Annotated in this window: 17 protein-coding genes and 1 other RNA gene; 10 read left to right on the top strand and 8 right to left on the bottom strand. The window is 74.4% G+C overall.

Annotated elements, in window-relative coordinates:
• Window positions 1–13: 13 nt before the first annotated feature.
• From ACI2LW_RS22155 to ACI2LW_RS22125, 7 genes are all read right to left on the bottom strand, one after another.
• Window positions 14–268 (bottom strand): hypothetical protein, encoded by a 255-nt coding sequence (locus ACI2LW_RS22155; protein WP_404732928.1) that lies wholly within the window; start codon window positions 266–268, stop codon window positions 14–16.
• A gap of 21 nt (window positions 269–289) precedes the next feature.
• Complete coding sequence (locus ACI2LW_RS22150) at window positions 290–2,557, bottom strand: CDP-glycerol glycerophosphotransferase family protein (RefSeq protein WP_404732927.1); 2,268 nt, start codon at window positions 2,555–2,557, stop codon at window positions 290–292.
• A gap of 8 nt (window positions 2,558–2,565) precedes the next feature.
• Window positions 2,566–4,875 carry a CDP-glycerol glycerophosphotransferase family protein gene (locus ACI2LW_RS22145; RefSeq protein ID WP_404732926.1) on the bottom strand — a complete coding sequence of 770 codons (2,310 nt, stop codon included), beginning with the start codon at window positions 4,873–4,875 and terminating at the stop codon, window positions 2,566–2,568.
• 525 nt (window positions 4,876–5,400) lie between these two features.
• Entirely contained in the window at window positions 5,401–6,309 is a 909-nt protein-coding gene (locus ACI2LW_RS22140) for a carbohydrate ABC transporter permease (RefSeq protein WP_404732925.1), read from the bottom strand.
• A complete protein-coding gene (locus ACI2LW_RS22135) occupies window positions 6,306–7,658 on the bottom strand; it encodes a carbohydrate ABC transporter permease (RefSeq protein ID WP_404732924.1) in 1,353 nt (450 codons plus the stop codon). The genes ACI2LW_RS22140 and ACI2LW_RS22135 overlap by 4 nt, the downstream gene beginning before the upstream one ends.
• 56 nt (window positions 7,659–7,714) lie before the next feature.
• The gene (locus tag ACI2LW_RS22130) at window positions 7,715–9,100 is read right to left on the bottom strand and encodes an ABC transporter substrate-binding protein (protein WP_404732923.1); all 1,386 of its coding nucleotides are present in this window, start codon (window positions 9,098–9,100) and stop codon (window positions 7,715–7,717) included.
• A 245-nt stretch (window positions 9,101–9,345) separates the two neighbouring features.
• Complete coding sequence (locus tag ACI2LW_RS22125; protein ID WP_404732922.1) at window positions 9,346–13,218, bottom strand: FHA domain-containing protein; 3,873 nt, start codon at window positions 13,216–13,218, stop codon at window positions 9,346–9,348.
• A 480-nt stretch (window positions 13,219–13,698) separates the two neighbouring features.
• Between ACI2LW_RS22125 and ACI2LW_RS22120 the strand changes: the two genes are divergently transcribed.
• The 4 genes from ACI2LW_RS22120 (at window position 13,699) to ACI2LW_RS22105 (ending at window position 19,641) form a co-directional block, all read left to right on the top strand.
• On the top strand, window positions 13,699–15,468 hold the full coding sequence (locus tag ACI2LW_RS22120) for a serine/threonine-protein kinase (RefSeq protein WP_404732921.1): 1,770 nt from the start codon (window positions 13,699–13,701) through the stop codon (window positions 15,466–15,468).
• 162 nt (window positions 15,469–15,630) lie between these two features.
• Window positions 15,631–16,932: a serine/threonine-protein kinase gene (locus ACI2LW_RS22115; RefSeq protein ID WP_404732920.1), complete on the top strand. Its 1,302-nt coding sequence runs from the start codon at window positions 15,631–15,633 to the stop codon at window positions 16,930–16,932.
• Window positions 16,933–17,547: 615 nt separating this feature from the next.
• Complete coding sequence (prfB, locus tag ACI2LW_RS22110) at window positions 17,548–18,663, top strand: peptide chain release factor 2 (RefSeq protein WP_404732919.1); 1,116 nt, start codon at window positions 17,548–17,550, stop codon at window positions 18,661–18,663.
• Window positions 18,664–18,990: 327 nt separating this feature from the next.
• Window positions 18,991–19,641, top strand: coding sequence for a hypothetical protein (locus tag ACI2LW_RS22105; protein WP_404732918.1), 651 nt, complete (start codon window positions 18,991–18,993; stop codon window positions 19,639–19,641).
• A 203-nt stretch (window positions 19,642–19,844) separates the two neighbouring features.
• Here the strand turns inward: ACI2LW_RS22105 and ACI2LW_RS22100 are convergent, their stop codons facing one another.
• On the bottom strand, window positions 19,845–20,036 hold the full coding sequence (locus tag ACI2LW_RS22100; protein WP_016438128.1) for a hypothetical protein: 192 nt from the start codon (window positions 20,034–20,036) through the stop codon (window positions 19,845–19,847).
• 287 nt (window positions 20,037–20,323) lie between these two features.
• Between ACI2LW_RS22100 and ftsE the strand changes: the two genes are divergently transcribed.
• From ftsE to ACI2LW_RS22070, 6 genes are all read left to right on the top strand, one after another.
• Window positions 20,324–21,013: a cell division ATP-binding protein FtsE gene (gene ftsE, locus ACI2LW_RS22095; RefSeq protein WP_004000799.1), complete on the top strand. Its 690-nt coding sequence runs from the start codon at window positions 20,324–20,326 to the stop codon at window positions 21,011–21,013.
• Between the two features lie 44 nt (window positions 21,014–21,057).
• On the top strand, window positions 21,058–21,975 hold the full coding sequence (gene ftsX, locus ACI2LW_RS22090; RefSeq protein WP_404732917.1) for a permease-like cell division protein FtsX: 918 nt from the start codon (window positions 21,058–21,060) through the stop codon (window positions 21,973–21,975).
• A 79-nt stretch (window positions 21,976–22,054) separates the two neighbouring features.
• Window positions 22,055–23,245 (top strand): S41 family peptidase, encoded by a 1,191-nt coding sequence (locus ACI2LW_RS22085; RefSeq protein WP_404732916.1) that lies wholly within the window; start codon window positions 22,055–22,057, stop codon window positions 23,243–23,245.
• A 112-nt stretch (window positions 23,246–23,357) separates the two neighbouring features.
• Entirely contained in the window at window positions 23,358–23,837 is a 480-nt protein-coding gene (gene smpB, locus ACI2LW_RS22080; RefSeq protein ID WP_404732915.1) for an SsrA-binding protein SmpB, read from the top strand.
• A 172-nt stretch (window positions 23,838–24,009) separates the two neighbouring features.
• Window positions 24,010–24,407: a transfer-messenger RNA gene (ssrA, locus tag ACI2LW_RS22075) on the top strand.
• Window positions 24,408–24,665: 258 nt separating this feature from the next.
• Window positions 24,666–25,661 carry an alpha/beta hydrolase family esterase gene (locus ACI2LW_RS22070; RefSeq protein ID WP_404732914.1) on the top strand — a complete coding sequence of 332 codons (996 nt, stop codon included), beginning with the start codon at window positions 24,666–24,668 and terminating at the stop codon, window positions 25,659–25,661.
• Window positions 25,662–25,687 lie beyond the last annotated feature (26 nt).

The raw sequence follows: 25,687 nt of genomic DNA, 5'->3' as shown, positions 1-25,687 counted from the left end.
GTGTGGCCCGATGTCACCTCATCGAGTGATCACTCCGGGCTCCCTCACCGGCCGCGGCCCCGGGACCCTCCGTCCCCGTCGGGTAGCGCAGCGCCCGCGCCGCGAGCAGCGTGCCGGCGGCCACGCACGCGGCCACCGCCGTGACCGCCAGGACACCCGGCCCGGCCGCCCCGCCCGGACGCCGCCTCCGCCGTACGGCGATCAGCGCGCCGGCGGCCGCCAGGGACAGCCCGGGGAACAGCGCCTGGGAGTGTTTGACCGTGAACATGCGGGCGCCGGGCGCGCGGCCTCATGACGGGGCGAGCAGATCGCGTCCGGACGCCTGCGCCGGCACCTGCCCGGACGCCGCCGCGGCCGGCGGCGGGGCCGGCCGCGGCGTCCAGCCCTCCTCGCCCAGCAGCAGCGTCCGCACCACCCGCTCGGCCGCCCACCCGTCGTCGAACTCGCAGAACCGCGCGCGGAACGCCTGCCGCCGCCGCGCCGACTCCGCGTCCCGCCAGTCCCCCGAGGCGAACAGGCCGGCCAGCTCCTCGTACGAGCGGCTCACCGGGCCCGGCGGCTGCGCGGTGACGTCGAAGTAGACGCCCCGGCTCGCCGTGTAGGCGCCGAGGTCGTCGGCGTGGACCACGAGGGGGCGGTCCAGGCAGGCGTAGTCGAACATCAGGGCCGAGTAGTCGGTGACCAGCACGTCGGCGGCGAGCATGACCTCCTCGACGTGCGGCTCGTCGGTCGCGTCGATGAGCACCCCGCGCCGGTGCAGTTCCGCCAGGCCCATGCCGCGCGCCGGGCCGGTCGCGAGCGAGGGGTGCAGACGGACGAGGAGGGTGTGGTCCGCGCCGAGGTCCTCGGCGAACCGCGCCAGGTCGAACCGCTCGACGTGGCCGCCGCGCCGGTAGTCGCGGCGGGCCGGGGCGTACAGCACCACCGTGTTCCCGGCCGGGACGCCGAGCCGCTCGCGCAGGCGGAGCGCCGCGGCGTCCCCGGCACGCGCCCTCACCAGCACGTCGTTGCGCGGGCTGCCGGTGCGCACCGACACGAAGTCGCACGGGTAGGCCCGGTCCCACACCAGCTCCGAGTGGCGGTTGGCGACCAGGCTGTAGTCCCAGCGGTCGGCCCGGCGCAGCATCGCCGGCACGTCCAGGCCGTGCCGGGCGCCGGGCTTGCCCAGCAGGTCGGCCCCCATGTACTTCAGCGGCGTGCCCAGATGGGTGTGGATGTGCACACTGCCGGGGCGCTTGGGCAGCGAGCCGGGCCAGTTGACGTTGTTGACGAAGAACCCGGCCCGCGCCGCCAGCCGCCGGTACCCCAGCGAGCCCAGCAGGACGTACTCCACGTCCGGCGGCAGCAGCGCGGCCCGCTCCTCGTCCTTGAGCACCCACACGCCCCGCAGGTGCGGCGCGATCTCGCGTGCCTTGTGGTAGATCGCCGCCGGGTCGCCGAGCAGGCCCCGGTGCGAGAACGCCGAGTACAGGACCAGGTTCTCGTCCAGTGACCGGCGGGCGTCCACCGCGGCCAGAGCGCCCTTGACCCGCCGGGCCGCGGCCCGGCGCACCCTGCGCGCCCGCCGCCCGAGCTCCCGGCGGGCCCGCCCGGACTGCCGCGCCACCTGGTAGGCGGCGTACGAGCCCAGCAGCGCCCGCACCTCGCCGTCCACCGGCGCGCCGGCCGGCCGGTGGCGCCGGAACAACTCGGCGGTCCGGCGGAAGAACTCCGCCTTGTCCGACGGCGGCAGCCGGTCCGGCTTGGCGAGGATGTCCAGGCAGTGCTCGCCCATCTTCCGGTGCAGATACGGCCGCCAGTCCGCGAGCTCCGGGCGGGCGTCGAGGAACGCGAACACCCGCTCGTACTGGTCGTGGATGTCGAAGTGCTTGCGGCTGGTGGTGGACAGGATGTTGCCCTGGCGGCGCTGGCGGTAGTTCACGCAGATGCGGTCCAGCGCGGCGATCCGCTCCGCGCTGAGCATCACCGGGAAGGTCCAGGGCGTGTCCTCGTAGTAGCCCGGCGGGAACGCGAAGCCGTTGGCCTCGACGAAGCCGCGGCGGTAGAGCTTGTTCCACACCACCATCAGCAGGTCGAGGATCTCCGGGTGCTCGGCGGCCGTGAAGGTGCCGGCGCCCACCGAGGACAGGACGCGGGCCAGCGCGTTGCGGCGGGTGCCGCCCCACCAGTAGGTGCGCGCGTAGTCGAAGACCAGCACGTCGGGGGCGGCCCGGCCGTCCGGGCCGGCGGCCTCGTCCAGACGGTCGGCCATGGCGCGCAGCGCGCCCGGGGTGAGCGTGTCGTCGCTGTCGAGGAAGAACAGGTAGTCCCCGGTGGCGAGCGGCATCCCGGCGTTGCGCGCCCGGCCGAGCCCGACGTTCTCCGGCAGGTGCAGCACGCGGACGCGCGGGTCGCGGCCGGCGTACTCGTCGAGGATCGCGCCCGAGCCGTCCGGTGAGCAGTCGTCGACGGCGATCACCTCGATGTCGCGGAAGGACTGGCCCAGGACCGAGTCGAGGCACTCGCGCAGGAAGCCCTGCACCTTGAAGCACGGGACGATGACACTGAAGCGGGGCACTGCTGTCGTCAGCTCCTTACCAGGGGGGCGGCGGCCGGGGCCGGGACGCGCGCGGCGAGCGGGATCACGGGCGGCAGCGCCTCGGGCGGCTCGCCGAGGAACACCCGGCGCACGACGCGTTCGGCGGCCCGTCCGTCGTCGAACTGGCAGAACCGCTCCCGGAACGCCGTCCGCAGCGCCGCCGAGCGGGCGCCGGCCCAGGAGCCGTCGCGGAAGATCCGGGCCAGCTCCCGCGGGGTGCGCGCCACCGGTCCCGGCGGCGTCCGCATGAGGTCGAAGCAGACCCCCCGGGTCTCCCGGTAGACCTCCCAGTCGTCGGCGAGGATCACGATCGGCCGGTCGAGGTTGGCGTAGTCGAACATGATCGACGAGTAGTCCGTGACCAGCGCGTCGGCGGCCAGGCACACGTCCTCCGCCGAGCGGTGCGCGGTGACGTCGATGATCCGGCCGCTGGCGTGCCGCGCGCCCCGGTCGTAGAAGTAGTGGGCGCGCAGCAGGACGACGACGTCGTCGCCGGCGGCCTCGCAGAAGGCCTCCAGGTCGAGCGCCGTCTCGAAACCGCTGTGGTGGTCGCGGTGGGTGGGGGCGTACAGGACGGCGGTCGCTCCCTCGGGCACGCCCAGCGCGCGGCGGACACGGGCCACGTCCGCGGCGCCCGCCGTCAGGTAGACGTCGTTGCGCGGATAGCCGTACTCCAGTGGCTCGTAGGCGCCCGGGAAGGCCCGCTCCCACATCTCGGTGGAGTGCCGGTTGGAGGAGAGGTTGTAGTCCCAGCGGTCCACGCGGGCCAGCAGCCTGGTGAAGCTGCCGGTCTGCGCCGCGACCACCGGGTACGTCGACTGGTCGCAGCCCATGGTCTTCAGCGGGGTGCCGTGCTGGGTCTGCAGGTGCACGCTGCCCGGGCGTTTGACCACGGCGTCGGCGAAGTTGGCGTTGTTGACCAGGTACGTGGCGCGGGCCAGCACCTTCCAGCAGCGCCGGGTGCCGATCACCGCGTGGTCCACGCCGTCGGGCAGGGTGTGCTCCAGGCCGGGCTCCACCAGGAACACCGCCCGCAGGTGCGGGGCGAGTTCGCGGGCCTTGGCGTGCAGCGCGGCCGGGTTGCAGGCGTAGCCGCGGCCCCAGTAGGCGCAGTACACCACGAGGTTCGGATCCAGCGGCAGGTGCCGCTGCCACCAGTAGGCCAGGCGGGTGCCCAGGGCCCGGACGCGGGCCAGGGCCCGTCCGGCACGGCCGGCCGGCCGTCCGGTCCGCCCCCGGGACGGCCGCCCGGCCGGCCCCGCGGCCCGCGCTCCGGCCCCCGCGCCGGCCGGCCGTGCGGCGCGGCCCAGGACACGGAAGACGGTGTACGCGCCCGCCGCCAGCAGCCGGTGCCGCAGACCCCTCACGCCGCCGGGCACCCGGAAACCGGCCGGGCGGTGGCAGCGGTACAGACGGCGCGCCCGGCGGAAGAAGGCCCGGCGCCGGCGCGCGGGCACCCGCCGGGGATGCGCCGCCGCGTCCAGCACGGCGGCGAAGACCTCCTCGAACAGCGCGGCCGACCGCTCGGCGGACAGACCCGCCCCGGCGGCCCGCACGAGCACCCGTTCGGCCTGGTCGAGGAGGTCGCACTGGTGCTCGCCGGGCAGATCGAGCCGGTTGCCCCGGCGGTGCAGCCGATGCCGTACGACGACCTGCCGCAGCACCGCGACCCGCTCGGCGGCGACGCTCACCAGGCCGCCCCACCCCAGGTCCGTGAAGTGCCCGTCGGGGAAGGCGAGGCCGTGCCCGGTGACGAAGTCACGGCGGTAGGCGGCGCTCCGGGCGGGCAGCCGGACGCCGGCCGGCCGCGGGTGCCCGGCGGGGGAGTAGGCGTGCTCCGGGAGGTCCGCCGGGAGCGGGCGGGCCGGTTCCGCGGGCTCCCCCTCCCACCAGGGCACCCGCTCGTGCTCGGCGTACAGCACGTCGACGTCGCCGGTCTCCTCGAGCCGGGCCGCCAGCGCGGTCAGCGCGCCCGGCGCCAGCGCGTCGTCGCCGTCGAGGAACAGCAGGTACGCGCCCGCCGCCGCCCGGATCCCCGCGTTGCGCGCCGCGCCCGGACCGGCCTGCGGCGAGTGCACCGGCCGCACCCGCACGTCCCGCTCCGCGCAGGCGGCGGCGACGTCCGCGGCCGGGGCGTCCGGGCCGTCGCACACCACGATCAGTTCGAAGTCGGCGAAGGACTGGGCGAGGACCGAGTCCAGCGCCTGGGACAGCCGGCCCGCCCCCGGCCTCGAACCGGCTCGGCCGGGGGGAGCACCGTCCCCGTGGGGCGCGACGATGATGCTGAAGCGGGGCATTCTGCTCTTTCCGTCGTGGTCCTGGTCCTGGTCCTGGTCCTGGCTGTGCTGTCGCGGTCCCGGCCCGGCCGTCCCGACGGCCGCCAGGTGGACGGCCGGGTGGGGGTGGGCCGCGCCGTGCGGGCGCGCACACGGACTCCCGGAAGGGCAAACGGTGTTCGCGGGCCGTCGGTGACGGTCCGGCGACCGGCGGCCCGCGCGGAGAGGGCGGGCGGGGGCGCGCCCGGGGGCGGGGCGGCGCGCCACGCGCGGGCCAGGCGCGGGAACGCCGCGCGGTGGCCGCACGGCGGAACACGGAACCTGGGCATACGACTTCCAAGGGCCGACGAGGGCGGTCGGCCCTCAAACGGCCGATGGGCCGGTCGGGTTACGTTCCGATGCGGCATCCGGGGGACGAGGCCTCCCGCAGCGTGCGGTCCCGCGCCGCCGCGGGGGACGACCTTCCCCAAGCGGCGCGGGACCGCACGGTGAACGGAAGGGGGGCGGTCCGCCGGCGGACCGCCCCCCTCGCCCCAGCTCCCCGGGCTACTTGACCGCGCCCGCCATCACACCGGACACGAACTGCCGCTGGAACGCGAAGAACACGGCCAGCGGGATCACCATCGAGATGAACGCCCCCGGTGCCAGTACGTCGATGTTGTTGCCGAACTGGCGCACCTGTGTCTGCAGGGCCACCGTGATCGGCTGCGTACCGGACTTGGTGAACACCAGGGCCACCAGCATGTCGTTCCACACCCACAGGAACTGGAAGATGCCCAGGCTCGCGATCGCGGGCCCGCCGAGCGGCATCACCACGCGGGCGAACAGCCGCAGTTCGCCGGCGCCGTCCAGCCGGGCCGCCTCCAGCAGCTCGCGCGGGATCTCCGCGAAGAAGTTCCGCAGCAGGAACACCGCGAACGGCAGGCCGAAGCCCGTGTGGAACAGGATCACCCCGAAGATCGTGCCGAACAGGCCGATGTCGCCGAACAGTTCGGCGATCGGGATCAGCGCGACCTGAACCGGCACCACCAGCAGGCTGACCACGATCAGGAACCACCAGTCCCGGCCCGGGAACTCCATCCAGGCGAAGGCGTAACCGGCGAGCGAGCCGACCACGACGACCAGGACGGTCGCCGGGACCGTGATCAGCACCGTGTTCACCAGGGAGTCGGTGATGTCGCCGTTCTCCAGCAGCTTCCGGTAGCTGCCGAAGGTGAGCTGGGCGGGCTCGCTGAAGACCGTCCACCAGCCGCTGCCGCTCATGTCCTCCGGGGAGCGCAGCGACGACAGCAGCAGACCGATCGTGGGCACCAGCCAGAACAGGCCCACCAGAACGAGGAACACCCGGACCGCGCCGCCGCCGGCGGCGTCCGCCAGCCGCGAGGCCAGGGACCTGCGGACCCGCACCGGCGCCACCGGGGCCGTCCTGGCCGGAGCCCCTGCTTCCACGCTCATCGCCGCACCTCCCGCCTGAGCCTGCGCATGTTGAAGAACATCACCGGGATCACCAGCAGCAGCAGGAACACCGCGATGGCGCTGGCGATACCCGGCCGGCCCTCCGAGAAGCCCTTGCGGTACAGCTCCAGGGCCAGCACGTTGGCGTCGTCCTGGGAGGAGCCCGGGGCGATGATGTAGACCAGGTCGAAGATCTTCAGCACGTTGATCATCAGGGTGACGACCACCACCGCGAGCACCGGCGCGAGCAGCGGCACCGTGACCCGGCGGAACACCTGCCACTCGGTGGCGCCGTCCACCCGGGCCGCCTCCAGCAGCTCCCGGGGCACACTCGCGAGCCCGGCGGCGATCAGCACCATCGCGAACCCGGCCCACATCCACACGTACGCCCCGATGATGGCCGGTGTGACCAGCGACGGGCCGAGCCAGTCGACGCCGTTGTACGGCGCCTTGAAGTTGCCCGCCGGAAGCCGCAGCCGCGCGCCGTCCGCCTGCGCGGGCAGCGTGAACGTGCCGTCGTCCGCGGCCTTGGCCGAGGCCACCACCTCGCCGTCCTTGACGGCCTCGATGCGCATCCCGGCGTAGCCCAGCTCGGCCGGATCGACCTCGCCGAGCCGGCCGACGCCCTTGCCGCGGGTGAAGTCCTGCCAGGTGGTGCCGGTGATCTCGCCGGGCTTCGCCTCGGGCCGGGCGGCCTTCTCGGCGCTGTCCGGCATCTGGTCGGGTGCGACGCCGACGAGCGGCAGGGCCACCCACTGGCCCGCGTGGACCGGGCCGGCGGTGATGAACCCGCCCCGGTCCGGCCTGAGCGGCGAGTTCCGGCCCGGGTGCGCCTTGGGGAACGCCGACGACTGGGCGAAGGTGTCGTGCACGCCCACCCACACCGCGTTGGCGACGCCCTTGTCCGGGTCCTGGTCGTAGACCAGCCGGAAGATGATGCCGGCCGCCAGCATCGAGATGGCCATCGGCATGAAGACGACCAGCTTGAACGCCGTGCCCCAGCGCACCCGTTCGGTCAGCACCGCGAAGACCAGGCCGAGCGCGGTGGCCACGGTGGGGGCGAACACCACCCAGATGATGTTGTTCTTCAGCGCGGTGCGGATGCCGTCGTCGGTGAACAGGGCCTTGTAGTTGTCGATCCCCGCGAAGCCGTCGCCGGAGGCGTTGTAGAAGCTGCGGACGATCGAGTACCCGATCGGGTAGACCACGAGCGCGCCGAGCAGCACCAGGGCCGGCAGCAGGAACAGGGCCGCCACGGTGCGCCGGGTGCCGGTCACGCTCTTGCGCCGGCGGGGAGCGGAGGGCGCCGCCGGTGTCTTGGCGACGCCCCCCGCGGCTGCCGGCGTCATCGCCGGCCCCGCCCTGCGCGCGGATGTCCTCGGTGGGTGCGAGCGGTCATCGCCGGTCAGCTCCCGCCGCCGTACGCCGCCGCCGCGTCCTTCTCCAGCTTCGCCTGGGTGCCCGCGACGTCCGAGGGGTTCTTCAGGAAGTCCTGGAGGTCCTTCCACTCGCCCTTGCCGGGCGTGCCGCCGAAGGCCTGCGGGGCCTGGTCGGACATGTCGAAGCGGAAGCTGTCGCCGGAGGCGATCAGGGCCTGGGCGATCTTCCGCTGCACCTCGTTCGGATAGGCGGAGCCGGGCACGTTCTTGTTCGGCGAGAGGTAGCCGCCGAGCTTCGCCTGGATCGTCGCCGCGTCGGACGACGCCAGGAAGGTGACCAGGGCCTGCGCCGCCTTGGAGTCCTTCAGGATCACCGCCGCGTCGCCGCCGGAGACCACGGGCGCGGTGGCGCCCACGGCCGGGAACGGGAACACCTTCGCGTCCGTGCCCACCTTCGCCTTGGTCTCACCGATGTTGACCTGCGCGAAGTCGCCCTCGAAGACCATGCCGGCCTTGGGCTGGTCGCCGCCGGTGAAGGTCTGGGTCACCGAGGCGGGGAACTCCGTCTGCAGCGCGCCGTCCGGGCCGCCCGCGATGTAGTCCTTCTTGGACCAGATCTGCGCGAGGGTGGTCAGCGCCTGCTTGACCGACGGGTCCGTCCACTTGATCTTGTGCTGGGCGAGCTGGTCGTACTTCTCCGGCCCCGCCTGGGAGAGATAGACGTTCTCGAACCAGTCGGTGAGCGTCCAGCCGTCGGCGCCGCCCACCGAGAACGGCGTGACACCGGAGTCGTACACCTGCTGCGCGGTGCTCAGCAGCTCCTTGTAGGTCTTGGGCTCACTGGCCCCCGCGTTCTCGAAGACCTTGGCGTTGTACCAGATCAGCGACTTGTTGGCGGCCTTGTAGTACGCGCCGTACTGCTTGCCGTCGACCTTGCCGATGTCCTGCCAGCCCTGCGAGTAGTTCTTCGCCAGCTGCGCCTGCGCCTGAGGGCCGAGCGGCTTGGCCCACTTCTTCGCCACGGCCTGCTTGATGGCGCCCGGCTGCGGGAGCAGCGCGACGTCCGGCGGCTGACCGCCCGCGATCTTCGAGCCGAGGAAGTTGATGATCGGGTCCTGGGCGGGCACGAAGGTGACCTTGGCGCCGGTGCGTCTGGTGAACTCCGCCAGGACCTGCTTGAAGTTCTTCTGCTCCGCGCCGGTCCACACGGCGGCGACCTCCAGGGTCGTGCCGTTCAGCTTGGGGAGGGTGACGGTGGCGCCGGCCGGGGCGCTGCTGCCGTCGCCGCCGCTCTTCTTGTCGCTGCTTCCGCCGCCGCACGCGGTGAGGGAGAGAGCCAGTGCCCCCGCGGTGACGGCCGCCGCCGTCCTGGCGGCCCTGCGTGTCCGGATGGTGCTGCTCGTGCTGCGCATCACTGCCCCGTTCTTCGTAACTCGTCGAACGTCGAGCGCTGTCCCGTGCGCTCTGGTCTACGCCGGGGCCCGGGAGTCGGCAAGAGTGCCCACGGTGTCAAGCGGGCGATCGTGACCACGTCGTGACTCTATGTCAGCCATGATCGTGCGCGGCGCCGGCAGGGCCGTGAGGGGCGCCGGGCCGCGGGCGGGCGGATGCCGGGCTCCCGCACCGGGAGCCGGGCCTCCGCGCCGGAGAAGGGGCGTCAGAGCAGGGACGGGACCTCGGCCGCGGAGACCTCCCGGGCCGCCCGCTCCAGGGCACTGGCCAGCAGGGCCAGGTCCGTCGGGCCGTTGCCCAGCTCCCGGACCGAGCGCCGGGCGGGCGGGTCGCCCATGCGCTGCCACTCCAGGGGGACCACCGTGGGGCGCTGGGTCGCCGTCCTGGGTATCCGCCCGGTGACCCGGCCCGCCTGGAACGCGGTCACCCGGCCGTCGGCACGGGCCAGCCGCCCGCGTCCGGGAGCCGGCTCGTCCGGTCCGGTGGCCGGCGCGTCCAGGGTGACCCGCAGCGTGGCCCGGCGCGCCGGTTCCGTCTCCGCCGTACGGCCCCCGGGCGCGGCGGCGGCCACCAGGTGCACGCCCAGGCGCTCGCCCTCCCGGGCCACCGCCTCCAGGGCGCGCACCACCGACCCGGCCGCGGGCCGTCCGGGCGAGCCGAGCGCCGGGGAGACCAGGGCGTCCAGGTCGTCGACGACCACGACGAGCCGGGGCAGCGGCGGCGCGGTCGCCGCACCGGTCCGCGCCCGGGCCGCCGCGGGGCGCAGCCGCAGGGTGGAGCTCGGCGGGGTGTCCAGATCGGCGGCGCCCGCCCCGGCGGGCGCGGACGGCGCGGGGGGCGCGGCCGGGCCGGGTCCGCCCCGGCCGGCCGGTGTGCGCTGGGCGACGATACGGCCGGACACCTCGCGCCCGGCGTGCCACTCGGCGAAGTCCGACCGGCCCAGCAGCTCGGCCCGCCGCTTCAGCTCGGCGCTCAGCGACTGCGCGAACTCCCGCATGCGCACCGGGTCGTTGGCGGTCAGATGCGTGGTGACGTGCGGCACGTCGGTGCACACCCGCAGCCCCTCGCCGTGCCCGCCGTCCGCGGCGACGCCGTCCCGGCCGTCCAGCAGCACGATGCCGAGGCGGTCGGGGCGCTCGGCGGCGGCGAGCGAGGCGACGACGGAGCGCAGCAGTTCCGTACGGCCGCTGCCCGCCGGTCCCTCGACCAGCAGGTGCGGGCCGTCGGCCACCAGGTCCGCGCAGACCGGGCCGCGGGGTCCGGCGCCGAGTATCGCCCAGGCCCGGCCGCCGAGCGCCGCCGTGTCGTCGGCGGCGTCCGCCCAGCGCGCCTGGAGCGAGGCGGGGGTGGCCCGGGCCAGGCCCAGCTCGTCCAGCAACCGCGCCGACAGCGGCAGCGGCGCCGACACCCGCGCGGGCCGGTCGCCGGCCACGGCGTCCGTCCGCAGTGGCGCCAGCGCCCGCGCGAACCGCTCGGCCCACGCGAGCGACACGGCGTCGACCACGGCGACGGTGCCGGGCGGGACGGGGGCCGTCACGGTGGTCGCGGACGCCTGGGCGTGGGCGTGGGAGGGGGTGGGTGGGGGCGCGGGGGCATGGGGGGGCGCGGGTGCGGGTGCGGGTGCGGGTGCGGGTGCGGGTGCCTGCGGGGATGCGGGTGCGGGGCCCTGGGGGTGGGCGTGGGGGTGGGCCGTGCGGCCGGTGGCGGCCGGGGCGGCCGGGTGGGGCGTGTCCGCCGTGGAGCGGGCCACGCGCATCAGCCGCAGCGCCGTGGCCACGTCACCGCTGAGCAGCGCGACGGCCCCGCAGTCGCGGAAGACGGGCGAGGCCGCGCACGCCGCCTCGTACGTCTCCGTCACCGGGGACGCGGGCGAGGCGGGCGCCGCCTCCGCGAGACACACCACGTGTATCCCGGCGCGCGGCCCCTCCTGCGCGAGCCGTGCCAGCCCCTCCCGCACGGAGGCGCCGCCCGGGTCGCCGTCCACGACCACCACCGTGTACGGGCCCGCGAACCGCTCGTCCCGCGCCTCGTCCTCCCGGGCCCAGGACGGCCGCCGTACGTCCCCCCGGTCCGCGGCCGCCGGATCGCCCGCCCCGGCGGCGGGCCCGGCCGCGCCGCCCGGCCGGCGCTCCGCCAGCTGGTCCTCCAGGCGGCGCAGCAGCTCGTCCGTGCGGGCGGTGGCCTGTTCGCGGTCGTAGGCGAGCAGGAGACGGCAGTCCTGGCCGTGGGCCGGGCGCACATGGGGCAGCCAGCCGAGCCAGGCCCACTCCGCGGTGCGCTCCGGCAGCGGGCGGGTGCGGTCCGCGCTGAGCAGGACGATCTCGAGTGTGTCGGGGGAGTGCAGCGCGGCGAGCTGGGCGAGCACCGCGCGCGCCAGCCCCGCCAGACGGGCGCGCGGTCCGGCCAGGCCCAGCGCGCCCACCTCGCGCAGCCCCGCGGTCACCGGGACCGCGGGCAGCAGTCCGGAGCCGTCGGGGGCCGCCCGGTCGGCCGTGCCCAGCCGGACGGCGAGCGCCTCGGGATGCCCCGGACCGCGCTCCCACAGCCGCGGTCCCGGGCCCAGGGCGGTCAGCAGCAGGGCCGCCGGGTCCGGCCAGGTCTCCGGCGACCGGGGCGCGGCGGCGTACTCCGCCGGGACCCGGGCGCCCAGGGCCGCGCCCGTGCCCGTACCCGTGAACGTGCCCTGCGCCGGGCCGGCCGGGGCGGCTTCGTCCGGCTCCCGCCGGGACGGCGTCTGCTCGCCGCGCCCGCCGGCCAGTCTGCGCGCCCACGCCCCGAGGCCGCCGCGCCTGCGCAGGACGTGCGGCGCCTCGGTGCCGCGCGGGGGCGTCCCCTTGCGGCCGGGCGTGTCGACGGCGCCGTACGCACCGGCGCCGTACGCACCGGCGTCTCCGGTCGTGTCACCGGCCGCCTCGCCGTCGTCGGCCCCTCCGGCCGGGCCGAGCGCCCCGGACCGTCCCCCGTGGGTGTTCCCGCCGGGGCGCTCCGGCCCCGGCGCGCCGCCCTGGGCGGGCACCACGGGCGGTGCCGCCGGGCCGTGCTCCTGGGCGCCGGGGGCGTCACCGGAGGCACCCCAGCTCAGGGAGCCGTAGGACAGACCGGTCCGTCCGGAGGCACCGGGCGGGAGCGTGCCCGTGGGAGCCTGGCCGAAGCCGTGGACCGTACCGCCGTGGCCCTCCCCGGCCGGCCCGTGCGCGTGGGGGCCGGCGGACACACCGTCCGGGAGCGGCGCACCGCCGGAGACCGGCACGCCGGCGGACCCGGGCGCGTCCGGGGAGCCCGGAGCGTGTGGGGAGCCCGGAGCATGCGGGGAACCGGGAGCATGCGGGGGCGGCGGGGCGTCCGGGGAGGCCGTCACCCGTACATGGCCCTCGCCGTCCGGCGCGGTCGCGACGCGGGCGCCGGGTCCGGCGGCCGGGGTCAGGCGCAGCGCCGACTCGCCGATGCGCAGCAGCGCGCCCGGGGCGAAGCGCACCGGGCGGGAGCCGACCGGCTCGCCGTCCAGCGCCGTGCCGTTGGTGGAGTTCAGGTCGGCGACCGAGACCCGGCCGTCGGGGGAGACCGTCACCGCGCAGTGCACGCGGGAGACGTCGGGGTCGTCGAGCGGGACGTCGGCGTCGGCGGAGCGGCCGACGGTGATCTGCCCGCCGTGCAGCAGATGGACCCCGCCGGCGTCCGGGCCCGCGACCACGTGCAGCTGGGTCGGGGCGTCGTCGAGCTCGGGATGCGGCTCCGGCTCGGCGGGCGCGCCCAGGGACAGCACCGCGCCGTCCAGCAGCGGCGGCTCGCCGAGGGTGCAGCGCCGGGCGTCCAGCCGCTCCGCGCCGGCGTACAGCACGACCGGGCCCGCGCCGGGCTCCCTGCCCCGCTCGGCCGCCCGCTCGCGGCCCCCGCGCTCCCGTCCGGCCCGCTCCGCCGCCGCGCCGCCGTCCCCGGCGACCGCGGCGGCGAGCGCCGAGGCCACCGCGGCCAGGGCCGTGCCCGCGGGCGCCGTGACCAGCACGTCGCAGCTCGCGGCGCGCGGCCGCGCGCCGGAGGGCGGGCCCAGCGGGTCTACGACGGTCAGCCGGATCTGCATCGCCGTCAGCGGTCCCTTCTGCGCGGGCGCCCGCGCACGGCAGGGGGCGAAGCGGCCCCCGGTCCCCCACCGCGGGCTTCCCCCACCGCCGCACGAGCACGTCGGCCAATACTGGGGGCATCCTCGCACCTGCCACTGACACCGCGCCCGCCGCCCGCCGCCAAGTGATCTTGATTGGTCGGCTCTGCCCGCAAAAGTGCCTGTCGCATGGCCTGTGGATGTTCGCTTGCGACCGGCTTGAGATCGGTCACGTCCACCCGGGGCAACCAAGCGACCCGAGCCGAGCGTCTTCCCGTCGAACATGTACGGCACCCCATGCGTAAGTCGCCTCGAGAGGACCGTGAGCAGGGCAGGACCACCGGGCGCGGCAGCACGACCGCCCGGCGGCGCGCACCGCGGCACTAAAGTGGGTCGGAACACCCGCAGCAGGCCACGGAAGGCGCGGGAAGACCAGGCAAGCAAGCAGCAGGGAGCGCATACGTGCGGCCGGTAGGCAGCAAGTACCTGCTCGAGGAGCCGCTCGGACGCGGCGCCACGGGCACCGTCTGGCGAGCCCGCCAGCGTCAGACCGCGGGCGCCGAGGCGGCCGTGCCCGGTCAGCCCGGCGAATTGGTCGCGATCAAGGTCCTCAAGGAGGAGCTGGCCAACGACGCCGACGTCGTGATGCGGTTCCTGCGGGAGCGCTCCGTGCTGCTCCGGCTGACCCATCCCAACATCGTCCGGGTGCGCGACCTGGTCGTCGAGGGCGATCTGCTGGCGCTGGTCATGGACCTCGTCGACGGCCCGGACCTGCACCGCTACCTGCGCGAGAACGGCCCCTTCACACCCGTGGCCGCGGCGCTGCTCACCGCGCAGATCGCCGACGCGCTCGCCGCCAGCCACGCCGACGGGGTCGTCCACCGGGACCTCAAGCCCGCCAACGTCCTGCTGCGGCAGGACGGCGGGCAGATGCACCCGATGCTGACCGACTTCGGCATCGCCCGGCTGGCCGACTCGCCCGGTCTCACCCGCACCCAGGAGTTCGTCGGCACCCCGGCCTACATCGCCCCCGAGTCGGCCGAGGGCCGCCCGCAGACCTCCGCCGTCGACATCTACGGCGCCGGCATCCTGCTGTACGAGCTGGTCACCGGCCGCCCGCCGTTCTCCGGCGCCTCGGCCCTCGAGGTGCTGCACCAGCATCTGAGCGCCGAGCCGCGCCGCCCCTCCACGGTCCCCGACCCGCTGTGGACCGTCATAGAGCGCTGCCTGAGCAAGCGCCCCGAGCGGCGGCCGAGCGCCGAGAACCTCGCCCGCGCCCTGCGCGTCGTCGCCGAGGGCGTGGGCGTGCACGCGAACGCGGCCCAGATCGCCGCCGCGGAGGGCGTGGGCGCCCTGCTGGCGCCCGACCCGGCACCCGCGGCCGTACCCGGATCGGGCGTGCCCGGTGCCGCCGACCCGACGCAGGTCCTGCCGCAGGGCGCGGGAGCGGGGGCGGGCCCGGGGGCGTACGACCCGAACGCCGCGACGAGTGTGCTGCCGCACACCGGCGGCCCCGCCGGGGCCGCCGACCCGACCAGCGTGCTGCCGCAGCACGGCGCGGCCGACCCCACGCGCGTCATGCCGCCGATGCCGCAGGGACAGCCGGGCGGCGGCCCGGGCGGCGGTCAGCAGCCGCCCCAGGGGCAGCAGCCCGAGCAGCCGCACCCCTGGCAGACCCAGCTGCGCGCCGCCCGCGACCGCAACGAGCAGACCCAGGTCCAGTACCTCGACCCGGCGGAGGACCCGCTGCGCCGCCGCCCGCAGCGCCAGGTCGCCCGGCCCCAGCAGCAGCCCCGGCCCCAGCAGCGCCCGCAGCCGCAGCAGCAGCCCGGCCACGGGTACCCGCAGCAGCACCAGCCGCAGCAGTACGCCCCGCCGCAGCCCCAGCCGCGGCAGCCCCGCGGGGGGCCGCAGCGGTACGCCCCGCCGCCCGCCCCCGCGCCCGAGCCCCGGCGGCCGGAGCGCGAGCCGGGCCAGCGCCGGCAGCGCGGCGCCAACCCGATGAAGATCCCCGGGCTCGGCTGCCTGAAGGGGTGCCTGTTCACGATCGTCATCCTGTTCGTGGCGGGCTGGCTGGTCTGGGAGCTGAGCCCGCTGCAGGACTGGATCGGGACCGGCAGGGGCTACTGGTCCCAGCTGAACTCCTGGGCGCACTCGGTGGGCAACTGGCTCAAGGAGCTGGGCGGGAGCGACAGCGGGAGCGGCGGAGGCGGCGGCGGGAAGGGGAACTGACCGGCCGGCCGGCCCCGGACCGGAGGCTGATCGGTGGCCGCTGACCGCTGACCGCGGGTTTGGAAATTTGTCGACATCTGATGGGTGATTTCCGTCTCCGCGGTGAAGGTTGGCTTCCCGGACGCGTAGTTTTGTCGGCAACACGCGTCTGTAGGAGCAGTCTTGGCACGGAAGATCGGCAGCCGGTACACCGCGAACCAGATCCTGGGGCGGGGCAGCGCCGGCACGGTGTGGCTCGGCGAGGGACCCGACGGCCCCGTCGCCATCAAGCTGCTGCGTGAGGACCTGGCCTCGGACGAGGAGCTCGTGGGCCGCTTCGTGCAGGAGCGGACGGCGCTGCTGGGTCTGGAGCACCCGAACGTGGTCTCCGTGCGCGACCTCGTGGTCGACGGCAACGACCTCGCCCTGGTGATGGACCTCGTCCGCGGCACGGACCTGCGCACCCGCCTGGAACGGGAGCGGCGGCTGGCCCCCGAGGCGGCGGTCGCCATCGTGGCCGACGTGGCCGACGGGCTGGCCGCGGCCCACGCGGCGGGCGTCGTGCACCGCGACGTCAAGCCGGAGAACGTACTGCTCGACATGCAGGGCCCCCTCGGCCCCGGCGGGGCGCATCCGGCGCTGCTCACGGACTTCGGCGTGGCCAAGCTCATCGACACGCCGAAGCGGACCCGGGCCACGAAGATCATCGGAACGCCGGACTACCTGGCGCCGGAGATCGTGGAGGGGCTGCCCCCGCGGGCGTCCGTGGACATCTACGCGCTGGCCACGGTGCTGTACGAGCTGCTGGCGGGCTTCACCCCGTTCGGCGGGGGACATCCGGGCGCGGTACTGCGGCGGCATGTCACGGAGACGGTGGTGCCGCTGCCCGGCATCCCCGACGAGCTGTGGCAGCTGATCGTGCAGTGCCTGGCGAAGGCGCCGGCGTCCCGGCTGCGCGCCTCCGAGCTGGCGGCGCGGCTGAGGGAGCTGCTGCCGATGCTCGCGGGGATGCCGCCGCTGGACGTGGACGAGCCGGACGCGGAGGCGGCGGGGGAGACGGAGGACGGTGCGGCGGGGGGTTCCGTGCCGGGGGCGGACGGGGGCGGTGCGGGCACGGGTGCCGGCGCCGGTGCGGGCGTGGGTGTGGGCGCCGGTGGTGGGCCCGGGCGGCGGCGGGGCGCGGTTCCGCTGGTGCCCGGTGCGCGGCCGGACTCCAACCGCGACACGCATACGTCGATGCGGGTGCCCGCGCCGGACGAGCTGGCCGGGGGTGCGCGGGGTACGGCGCGGGCGCCGCGGGCCACGGGTGCGCCGCGGCCCGGTTCCGCCCGGCACCGGGCCGCGGCGCGGCGGCGCCGGGTGACGCTGGGGGTGGCCGGGCTGGTGGTGGCGGTGGTCGTGGGGGCGGGGGCGTGGTGGGTCACGTCGGACGACGGGGGTGGTGGGGCGGGGGAGCCGGGGCACTCGGCGCCTGCGGTGCCGTGAGGTGGTCCCGGGGCTCTGCCCCGGGGCCCCGGCGGGGGCTGTGCCCCCGCGGCCCCGGTTGGGCTCTGCCCACCCGCCCGCCCGACTCGGTGGGGTGAGGGCGCCGTCCCCCGGGGCTCCGCCCCGGGACCCCGGCAGGGGGCTGCGCCCCCTGCACCCCCCTTTGCCCCATCCGGCCCGCCCGACTCGGTGGGCTGAGACGGCACCGCCACGGGGCTGCGCCCCGGACCCCATGCGGGGCTCCGCCCCTGCACCCCGGGCGGGGGCTGCGCCCCCTGCACCCCCCTTTGCCCCATCCGGCCCGCCCGACTCGGTGGGCCAAGACGGCACCGCCACGGGGCTGCGCCCCGGACCCCATGCGGGGCTCCGCCCCTGCACCCCGGGCGGGGGCTGCGCCCCCTGCACCCCGGCGGGGGCTGCGCCCCCTGCACCCCCCTTTGCCCCATCCGGCCCGCCCGACTCGGTGGGCCAAGACGGCACCGCCACGGGGCTGCGCCCCGCACCCCCCGCGGGGCTCCGCCCCCGCACCCCGCGGGGCTCCGCCCCGGCCCCCGGCGGGGGCTGCGCCCCTCGGCGGCGGCGTTGGTCGGTTGGTGGAGCCGTTACGCTGGAGGCGTGGCAGTCGTCGATGTATCCGAAGAGCTCAAGTCCCTCTCCTCGACCATGGAGTCGATCGAGGCCGTTCTGGACCTCGACAAGATGAGGGCAGACGTCGCCGTGCTCGAGGAGCAGGCGGCCGCGCCGTCCCTGTGGGACAACCCGGACGAGGCGCAGAAGATCACCAGCCGGCTCTCCCATCTCCAGGCCGAGGTCAGGAAGGCGGAGGCGCTGCGCGGGCGGATCGACGACCTCGGGGTGCTCTTCGAGCTCGCCGAGGCCGAGGACGACCCGGACACCCGCGCGGAGGCCGAGGCGGAGCTCGCCGAGGTCAAGAAGGCGCTGGACGAGATGGAGGTCCGTACGCTGCTCTCGGGCGAGTACGACTCCCGCGAGGCCCTGGTCAACATCCGCGCCGAGGCCGGCGGCGTGGACGCCGCCGACTTCGCCGAGCGGCTGCAGCGCATGTACCTGCGCTGGGCCGAGCAACGCGGCTACAAGACGGAGATCTACGAGACGTCGTACGCCGAAGAGGCCGGCATCAAGTCGACCACCTTCGCCGTGCAGGCGCCCTACGCCTACGGCACCCTCTCCGTGGAGCAGGGCACGCACCGGCTCGTGCGCATCTCGCCCTTCGACAACCAGGGCCGGCGCCAGACCTCCTTCGCCGGTGTGGAGGTCCTGCCCGTCGTCGAGCAGTCCGACCACGTCGACATCGACGAGAGCGAACTGCGCGTCGACGTCTACCGGTCCTCCGGGCCCGGCGGCCAGGGCGTGAACACGACCGACTCCGCGGTGCGCATCACCCACCTGCCCACCGGCATCGTCGTCTCCTGCCAGAACGAGCGCTCGCAGATCCAGAACAAGGCGACCGCCATGGCCGTCCTCCAGGCCAAGCTGCTCGAGCGGCGCCGCCAGGAGGAGCAGGCCAAGATGGACGCGCTCAAGGGCGACGGCGGCAACTCCTGGGGCAACCAGATGCGTTCGTACGTCCTGCACCCCTACCAGATGGTCAAGGACCTGCGGACCGACTTCGAGGTCGGCAACCCCGAGGCCGTGTTCAACGGTGAGATCGACGGTTTCCTGGAGGCCGGCATTCGCTGGCGCAAGCAGCAGGAACAGCAGGACAAGTAGCGGACCCGCAGAACCGGACGCCGCGAACAGCAATTTGTCGACTTGGCAACTGCCGCCCACCGGGCGGCAGTTGCCTTTTCTGTGTGCGGGTGTCTGGGTTTTACATCACACTCACAGCCTTCAACGTCCCGCAAACGCGGTGCAAGTGGACATTGCGCCCGCAATGACCTTGACGGTCTTTTGAAAACTCGGGAGGGTGAAACGCGGGATGCGTATGTCCGGGGCGCATGTGAACCGGGGGGACTCGCACGCTTCGTCGGCTGCCCCCGTTGATCACGGTCCCGAGTGACGCTCAATGACCATGTAGCTACTGGGGGTAGCAAGCTTATGACGAAGAAGACGCGGATACGTGTCGCGCGCCTGGCGGCCGGCGCCGTGATCGCGGCCGGCGCCTCGCTGACCGCCGCGGGTGCCGCCTCGGCCGCCGGGGTCACCATCGGCGTGAGCGCCGACACGGACAGCGGCACGGTGAAGGCCGGCGTCAAGGTCGACGGTGAGCCCACCGAGGAGCCGACCGAGATTCCGACCCAGCCCAGCGAGGAGCCGACCCTCCCGACCGAGGAGCCGACCCTTCCGACGGAGGAGCCCACTCAGCCGACGGAGGAGCCGACCCAGCCGACGGAGGAGCCCACCCAGCCCACCGAGGAGCCCACTCAGCCGACCGGGCAGCCGTCCCAGCCGGGCAACGGCGGCGGTGGCGGCCACACCGGCAACGGCGGCGGCCAGACCGGCAACGGCAACCACACCAACCCGGACGGCGGCTCGGGCACCTCCGCCCAGGAGGCGGGCAGCTCCGCGCTCACCGAGACCGGTCCGGACACCAACCCCTCGGCCCAGGGCAGCGGCAAGGAGCTCGCCGAGACGGGTGCCGCGCAGACCACGTTCCTGCTGGTCGGCGCCGCCACGATGATCGCCGGCGGCATCGGCTTCCGGGTGCTGCCGCGCCTCATGGGCGGCCGGGGCGGCGCCGCCGCCTGAGTGCGGCGCCTGCCCGACGATCGTGAGGTCCGTCCCCCGGTGCGCTCGCCCCGTCGCGGTGCGTGAGTGCCGGGGACGGCACAGGGCCCGGAGCGTTTCCCACGCTCCGGGCCCTGCGTGCGTCGTCGGGGCGTGCCGCGAGGGCGGCGCGCCTTGCGCGCGCCGCGGGCCTGCCGCCCGCCGCGCGAGGCGGGGCGTGCCCGCTACGCCGTCTGGTGCGCCAGCAGCGCCACCGCGGCGATCAGCACCGCGAGCAGCGCGATCAGCGCCATCGGGTTCAGTCCCGCGAAGAAGTTCTCCTGCTGCAGCCGCTCGCGGTTCGCGCGGCACACGGGGCACCGGCCCTCGCTCACGGGCGCCGCGCAGTTCGCGCACACCAACCGGTCGTACGTCATGCGCTCGCCCTCCTTGCACCGGTTCCATCCGTAGAACGTCCGCGGACACGCGAACGTTCCCCTCCCCACAATGCCAGGTTCCCCGGAATTCAGCGCGAGGTCCCCGCAACCGCGTACCTCCGGACAGCCGCCGGACAGCCCGCGGACCGCCCCCGCACGCGGCACGCGCGGCGCCGGGGCGCGGACAAAACGTACAACTGTCGTCCAACCCCAACCGGCGACTGCGCTCGCACCGCCGACTCGCGTATGGTCACGCTCATCTACCCCCGGCGACCCGTGGTGCATCCGTGATCCGATTCGACAACGTCTCCAAGGTCTACCCCAAGCAGACCCGCCCGGCCCTCAGGGATGTCTCCCTGGAGGTCGAGAAGGGCGAGTTCGTGTTCCTCGTGGGGTCCTCCGGCTCCGGAAAGTCCACCTTCCTGCGGCTGATCCTCCGCGAGGAGCGGTGCAGCCACGGTCAGGTGCACGTCCTGGGCAAGGACCTCGCGCGCCTGTCCAACTGGAAGGTGCCGCAGATGCGCCGCCAGCTCGGGACGGTCTTCCAGGACTTCCGCCTCCTGCCGAACAAGACGGTCGCCGAGAACGTCGCCTTCGCGCAGGAGGTCATCGGCAAGTCCCGCGGCGAGATCCGCAAGTCGGTGCCGCAGGTGCTCGACCTGGTCGGGCTCGGCGGCAAGGAGGACCGGATGCCCGGCGAGCTCTCCGGCGGTGAGCAGCAGCGCGTCGCGATCGCGCGGGCCTTCGTCAACCGGCCCAAGCTGCTGATCGCCGACGAGCCCACCGGCAACCTCGACCCGCAGACCTCCGTCGGCATCATGAAGCTGCTCGACCGCATCAACCGGACGGGCACCACCGTGGTGATGGCGACCCACGACCAGAACATCGTGGACCAGATGCGCAAGCGCGTCATCGAGCTGGAAAAGGGCCGTCTCGTCCGCGACCAGGCACGCGGCGTCTACGGCTACCAGCACTGAGCGCCGACCGAGCACCCGTCCACGGAAAGGCTTGACCCAAGGCCATGCGCGCCCAGTTCGTCCTGTCGGAGATCGGCGTCGGTCTCCGCCGCAATCTGACGATGACCTTCGCGGTCGTCGTCTCCGTCGCCCTGTCCCTCGCCCTGTTCGGCGGGTCGCTGCTGATGAGCGACCAGGTCAACACGATGAAGGGCTACTGGTACGACAAGGTCAACGTCTCGATCTTCCTCTGCAACAAGAGCGACGCCCAGAACGACCCCAAGTGCGCCAAGGGCGCCGTCACCGAGGACCAGAAGAAGGTGATCCTCGCCGACCTCCAGAAGATGTCGGTGGTCCAGAAGGTCACCCACGAGTCCCAGGACGAGGCGTACAAGCACTACAAGGAGCAGTTCGGCGACTCCCCGCTGGCCAGTTCCCTCACCCCGGACCAGATGCAGGAGTCGTACCGCATCAAGCTGAAGAAGCCCGAGCAGTACAAGGTCATCGCCAGCGCCTTCAACGGGCGCGACGGCGTGCAGTCCGTGCAGGACCAGAAGGGCATCCTGGACAACCTCTTCGGGCTGCTCAACGGCATGAACTGGGCCGCGCGCGCGGTGATGGCGCTGATGCTCGTGGTCGCGCTGATGCTGATCGTCAACACGGTGCGCGTGTCCGCCTTCAGCCGCCGGCGCGAGACCGGGATCATGCGCCTGGTGGGCGCCTCCGGCTTCTACATCCAGGCGCCGTTCATCATGGAGGCGGCGGTCGCCGGGCTGATCGGCGGCACGGTCGCGTGCGGATTCCTGGTGATCGCGCGCTACTTCATCATCGACCACGGCCTGGACCTGTCGCACAAGCTGAACCTGATCAACTTCATCGGCTGGGACGCCGTGCTGACCAAGCTGCCGCTGATCCTCGCCACGAGCCTGCTGATGCCCGCGCTGGCAGCGTTCTTCGCGCTGCGCAAGTACCTCAAGGTGTGACGCACGCCTCCGGCCGCACCCCGGGGTCGTACGGTCAACCGGCCGTGCGGCCCCGAAACGGTGTCCTAGACTCACCGCCATGTCAGGTCGTGTCCTGTTCTGCCAACCCCGCCGCAACCGCGCCGGGGCCGCCCTGACACTCGTCTTCGTCGGCGTGCTCGTGGCGGGCGCGGCGACCGGCTCACTGCCCGGCGCGCCCGCCGGCGCCGCGCGCAAGTCCCCGGCACAGGCGTCCGGTTCGGCGCCGGCGGCCGACGCCGCGGGCCGCCACGAGGAGGTGGCGAGGGCCGCCGCCGAGGCCATGGCCGACGGCACCTCCCCCATGGAGGCCGCCGAACGCGCCGTCAGCCGCAGCGGCGACCGCTGGGGCGCCGTCTACTCCCCGGGCGAGTACGAGGAGTTCCAGGAGTCCCTGGACGGCCGGTACACCGGCGTCGGCCTCAGGGCGCGGCGCGAGCGCGACGGCCGCATCGACATCACCGGGGTGCAGACGGGCTCGCCCGCCGCCGGCGCCGGGATCCGCGAGGGCGACCGGCTGCGCAGCGTCGACGGCCGCACGGTGGACGGGCTCCCCGTCACCGACGTCGTCTCCTTACTGCGCGGCGACGCCGACGACGCCCCCGCAGGCACCGCCGTGACCCTCGGCCTGCAGCGCGGCACGCGCGCGTGGACCGAGACGCTGCGCCGGGCCCGCCTGTCGACCGACTCGGTCACGGTGCGGCGGCCCGCCGACGGCGTCACCGTCATCCGCGTGGCCGCCTTCACCAAGGGCGTCGGCGAACAGGTCCGCACGGCCGTACGCCACTCGCCGCCCGCCTCCGGGTTCGTGCTCGACCTGCGCGGCAACTCCGGCGGCCTGGTCACCGAGGCGGTCAGCACCGCCTCGGTGTTCCTCGACGGCGGCCTGGTGGCCACCTACGACGTCGACGGCAGACAGCGCGCCCTGCACGCCGACTCCGGCGGCGACACCGCCAGACCCCTGGTCGCGCTCGTCGACGGCGGCACGATGAGCGCGGCCGAGCTGCTCGCCGGAGCCCTCCAGGACCGCGGCCGGGCGGTCGTCGTGGGCTCGCGCACCTTCGGCAAGGGCTCGGTCCAGATGCCGAGCCGGCTGCCCGACGGCTCCGTCGCCGAACTCACCGTCGGGCACTACCGCACCCCCTCCGGCCGCGCCGTCGACGGCCGCGGCATCACCCCCGACCTGGACGCCGGCCCCGACGCGCTGAGCCGCGCGCGGACCGTCCTCGGCGGCCTCGGCGACCAGTCCTGAGGCCCGCGGGCGGCGGCGGGGCCCGCGGACGCCGACAGACCGGCACGCGGGCGGACGCCCGAACAATGGACTTTCCCCGGGGCCCCCGTGTGGTGCGAAAATGGGCGGCACTATGGCTAAGGAAAAAGGGCGCAAGCTGATCGCGCAGAACAAGAAGGCGCGGCACGACTACCACATCCTCGACACCTACGAGGCCGGCCTGGTCCTCACCGGCACCGAGGTGAAGTCGCTGCGCCAGGGGAGGGCCTCGCTGGTCGACGGCTTCGTGCAGCTGGACGGTCACGAAGCGTGGCTGCACAACGTGCACGTCCCCGAGTACAGCCAGGGCACCTGGACCAACCACAGCGCCCGCCGCAAGCGCAAGCTGCTGCTGCACCGTGTGGAGATCGAGAAGCTGGAGGCCAAGTCCCAGGAGACCGGTCACACGATCGTGCCGCTCGCCCTGTACTTCAAGGACGGCCGCGCCAAGGTCGAGATCGCGCTGGCGAAGGGCAAGAAGGAGTACGACAAGCGCCAGACCCTCCGCGAGAAGCAGGACCGCCGCGAGGCCGAGCGCGCGATCTCCGCCGTGCGGCGCAAGCAGCGGGCGTAGCCGGGAGCGGTCCGGGTGCCGGCCGGGGAAGCGGTCCGGGCGCCGGCCGGGGAACCGATTCGGGACGCGGGGAATACGCTGGCATCGACCGGCGTTGGTCACGTACGATGGGATCGCACCGCGTAGGACGGTGCGCGCGGCCCCTCTCCGGAGGGGTTTGAAAAATCAACATGGGGATGATCGGTTTCGACAACGGCTGTCGAAGCAGGGGAAGCGTGTCGAGGAAGCGGCCATGATCTCGTAAACCACAGGCCGAAAAAAATAATCGCCAACACCAAGCGCGATTCCTCCCAGCAGGCCTTCGCCCTCGCTGCCTGATAGGCAGCGCGAGCGAGCCTCCTACTAAGGGAGTGTCAGCCCGGGGCTGTTCCCGACCCGGATCCTGGCATCAGCTAGGGAACTCAACCTCGATCCCGGTCACGGGGTGAAGAGGGAAACCACACAGTGACTGAGCCCGTCGGAGACTTGTCCGCGTGATCTCCGGGGCCGAGAAAAGCGAAGCGGACTGCACACGGAGAAGCCCTGGTTCCGCACCGTTGGACGCGGGTTCGATTCCCGCCATCTCCACTCACCCGTACGGGTACCCCATGTGGGCGAAGGCCCCGCCGCTCCGAGCGGCGGGGCCTTCGCTGTGCGTGCGGGCCTGATGCGGGCCTGGTGCGGGCGTGCGGGTCTACGGGGTGTACGGGCGTGCGTACGCTTTGTGCGGGGCCCGCGCCTGCGCGCGGACCTGCGCGCGGGAATGGTCCGGTGCCCCCGTCCCCGGACGCGGGTTGTGGGGCCGGGCCCCATATCGGGGTGCGCCGGCCGCCCCTACCTTCCCTCCGCATGACACACACCGGAGCCGCACGCCGCGTCACAGCCCTCGCGACCCTGCTGGTCGCCCTCCTCGCCGTCCTGCTCGCACCGCCCGGCCGGGCCTCGGCCCGCGCCGCCACCGCCTCCGTGCGGGAGGTCACCGCCTTCGGATCGAACCCCGGTGCGCTGCGCATGTTCCGCTACGTCCCCGCCGGTCTGCCGGCCGGGCGGCCGGTCGTCGTGGCGCTGCACGGATGCACCCAGGACGCCGCCGGCTACGGCGACGGCAGCGGGTGGACCCGGCTCGCCGACCGCTGGGGCTTCTCGCTCGTGCTGCCGCAGCAGACCACCGCCAACAACATCTCCTCGTGCTTCGACTGGTTCCAGAGCGGTGACATGGAGCGCGGCCGGGGCGAGGCCGCCAGCGTGGTCCAGATGGTCGACCGGCAGCTCGCCGACGTCTTGGGCGACCCGCGCCGGGTGTACGTGACCGGGCTCTCCGCCGGGGGCGCGATGACCGCCGTGATGATGGCCGCCTACCCGGAGAAGTTCGCCGCCGGCGGGATCGTCGCCGGACTGCCGTACGGGTGCGCGCAGGCCGCCGGATCGCCGTACGTGTGCATGTACGTAGGGGCGACGCAGACGCCGGAGCAGTGGGGCGACCGGGTGCGCGCCGCACGGCCCGGGTACACCGGCCCCTGGCCGGCCCTCACCGTCCTCCAGGGGACGGCCGACTACACGGTCAAGCCGGTCAACATGACCGACCTGGTGCGGCAGTGGACCGATGTGCACGGGGCCGACCGGACCGCCGACGTCACCGACACCGTGGCCGGCTACCCCCACCAGGTCTTCCGCGACCCGGCGGGCGACCCGGCCGTGGAGACCTACTCCCTCACCGGCATGGGCCACGGCCAGCCCGTCGACCCGGGCACCGGCGAGGAGCAGTGCGGCACAGCCGCCGCGTACATCCTCGACGTCGACCTGTGCGCGGCCTACCGCCTCGGGCGCACCTGGGGACTCGGCTGACGGGCGGCCGGGACTGCGGGGCGGGC

It is taken from the genome of Streptomyces sp. NPDC004065, from assembly GCF_044903565.1.
Taxonomy (GTDB): domain Bacteria; phylum Actinomycetota; class Actinomycetes; order Streptomycetales; family Streptomycetaceae; genus Streptomyces.
This window is presented reverse-complemented; position numbering and strand designations above follow the sequence as displayed.

Bases quoted from the DNA above. Each gene is read 5' to 3' on its own strand.
- ACI2LW_RS22105 (WP_404732918.1), top strand. From the start codon at position 18,991: ATGACGAAGAAGACGCGGATACGTGTCGCGCGCCTGGCGGCCGGCGCC.
- smpB (WP_404732915.1), top strand. From the start codon at position 23,358: ATGGCTAAGGAAAAAGGGCGCAAGCTGATCGCGCAGAACAAGAAGGCG.
- ACI2LW_RS22100 (WP_016438128.1), bottom strand. From the start codon at position 20,036: ATGACGTACGACCGGTTGGTGTGCGCGAACTGCGCGGCGCCCGTGAGC.
- ACI2LW_RS22070 (WP_404732914.1), top strand. From the start codon at position 24,666: ATGACACACACCGGAGCCGCACGCCGCGTCACAGCCCTCGCGACCCTG.
- ACI2LW_RS22145 (WP_404732926.1), bottom strand. From the start codon at position 4,875: ATGCCCCGCTTCAGCATCATCGTCGCGCCCCACGGGGACGGTGCTCCC.
- ACI2LW_RS22085 (WP_404732916.1), top strand. From the start codon at position 22,055: ATGTCAGGTCGTGTCCTGTTCTGCCAACCCCGCCGCAACCGCGCCGGG.
- ACI2LW_RS22140 (WP_404732925.1), bottom strand. From the start codon at position 6,309: ATGAGCGTGGAAGCAGGGGCTCCGGCCAGGACGGCCCCGGTGGCGCCG.
- ACI2LW_RS22155 (WP_404732928.1), bottom strand. From the start codon at position 268: ATGTTCACGGTCAAACACTCCCAGGCGCTGTTCCCCGGGCTGTCCCTG.
- ACI2LW_RS22135 (WP_404732924.1), bottom strand. From the start codon at position 7,658: ATGACGCCGGCAGCCGCGGGGGGCGTCGCCAAGACACCGGCGGCGCCC.
- ftsX (WP_404732917.1), top strand. From the start codon at position 21,058: ATGCGCGCCCAGTTCGTCCTGTCGGAGATCGGCGTCGGTCTCCGCCGC.
- ACI2LW_RS22125 (WP_404732922.1), bottom strand. From the start codon at position 13,218: ATGCAGATCCGGCTGACCGTCGTAGACCCGCTGGGCCCGCCCTCCGGC.
- ACI2LW_RS22130 (WP_404732923.1), bottom strand. From the start codon at position 9,100: ATGCGCAGCACGAGCAGCACCATCCGGACACGCAGGGCCGCCAGGACG.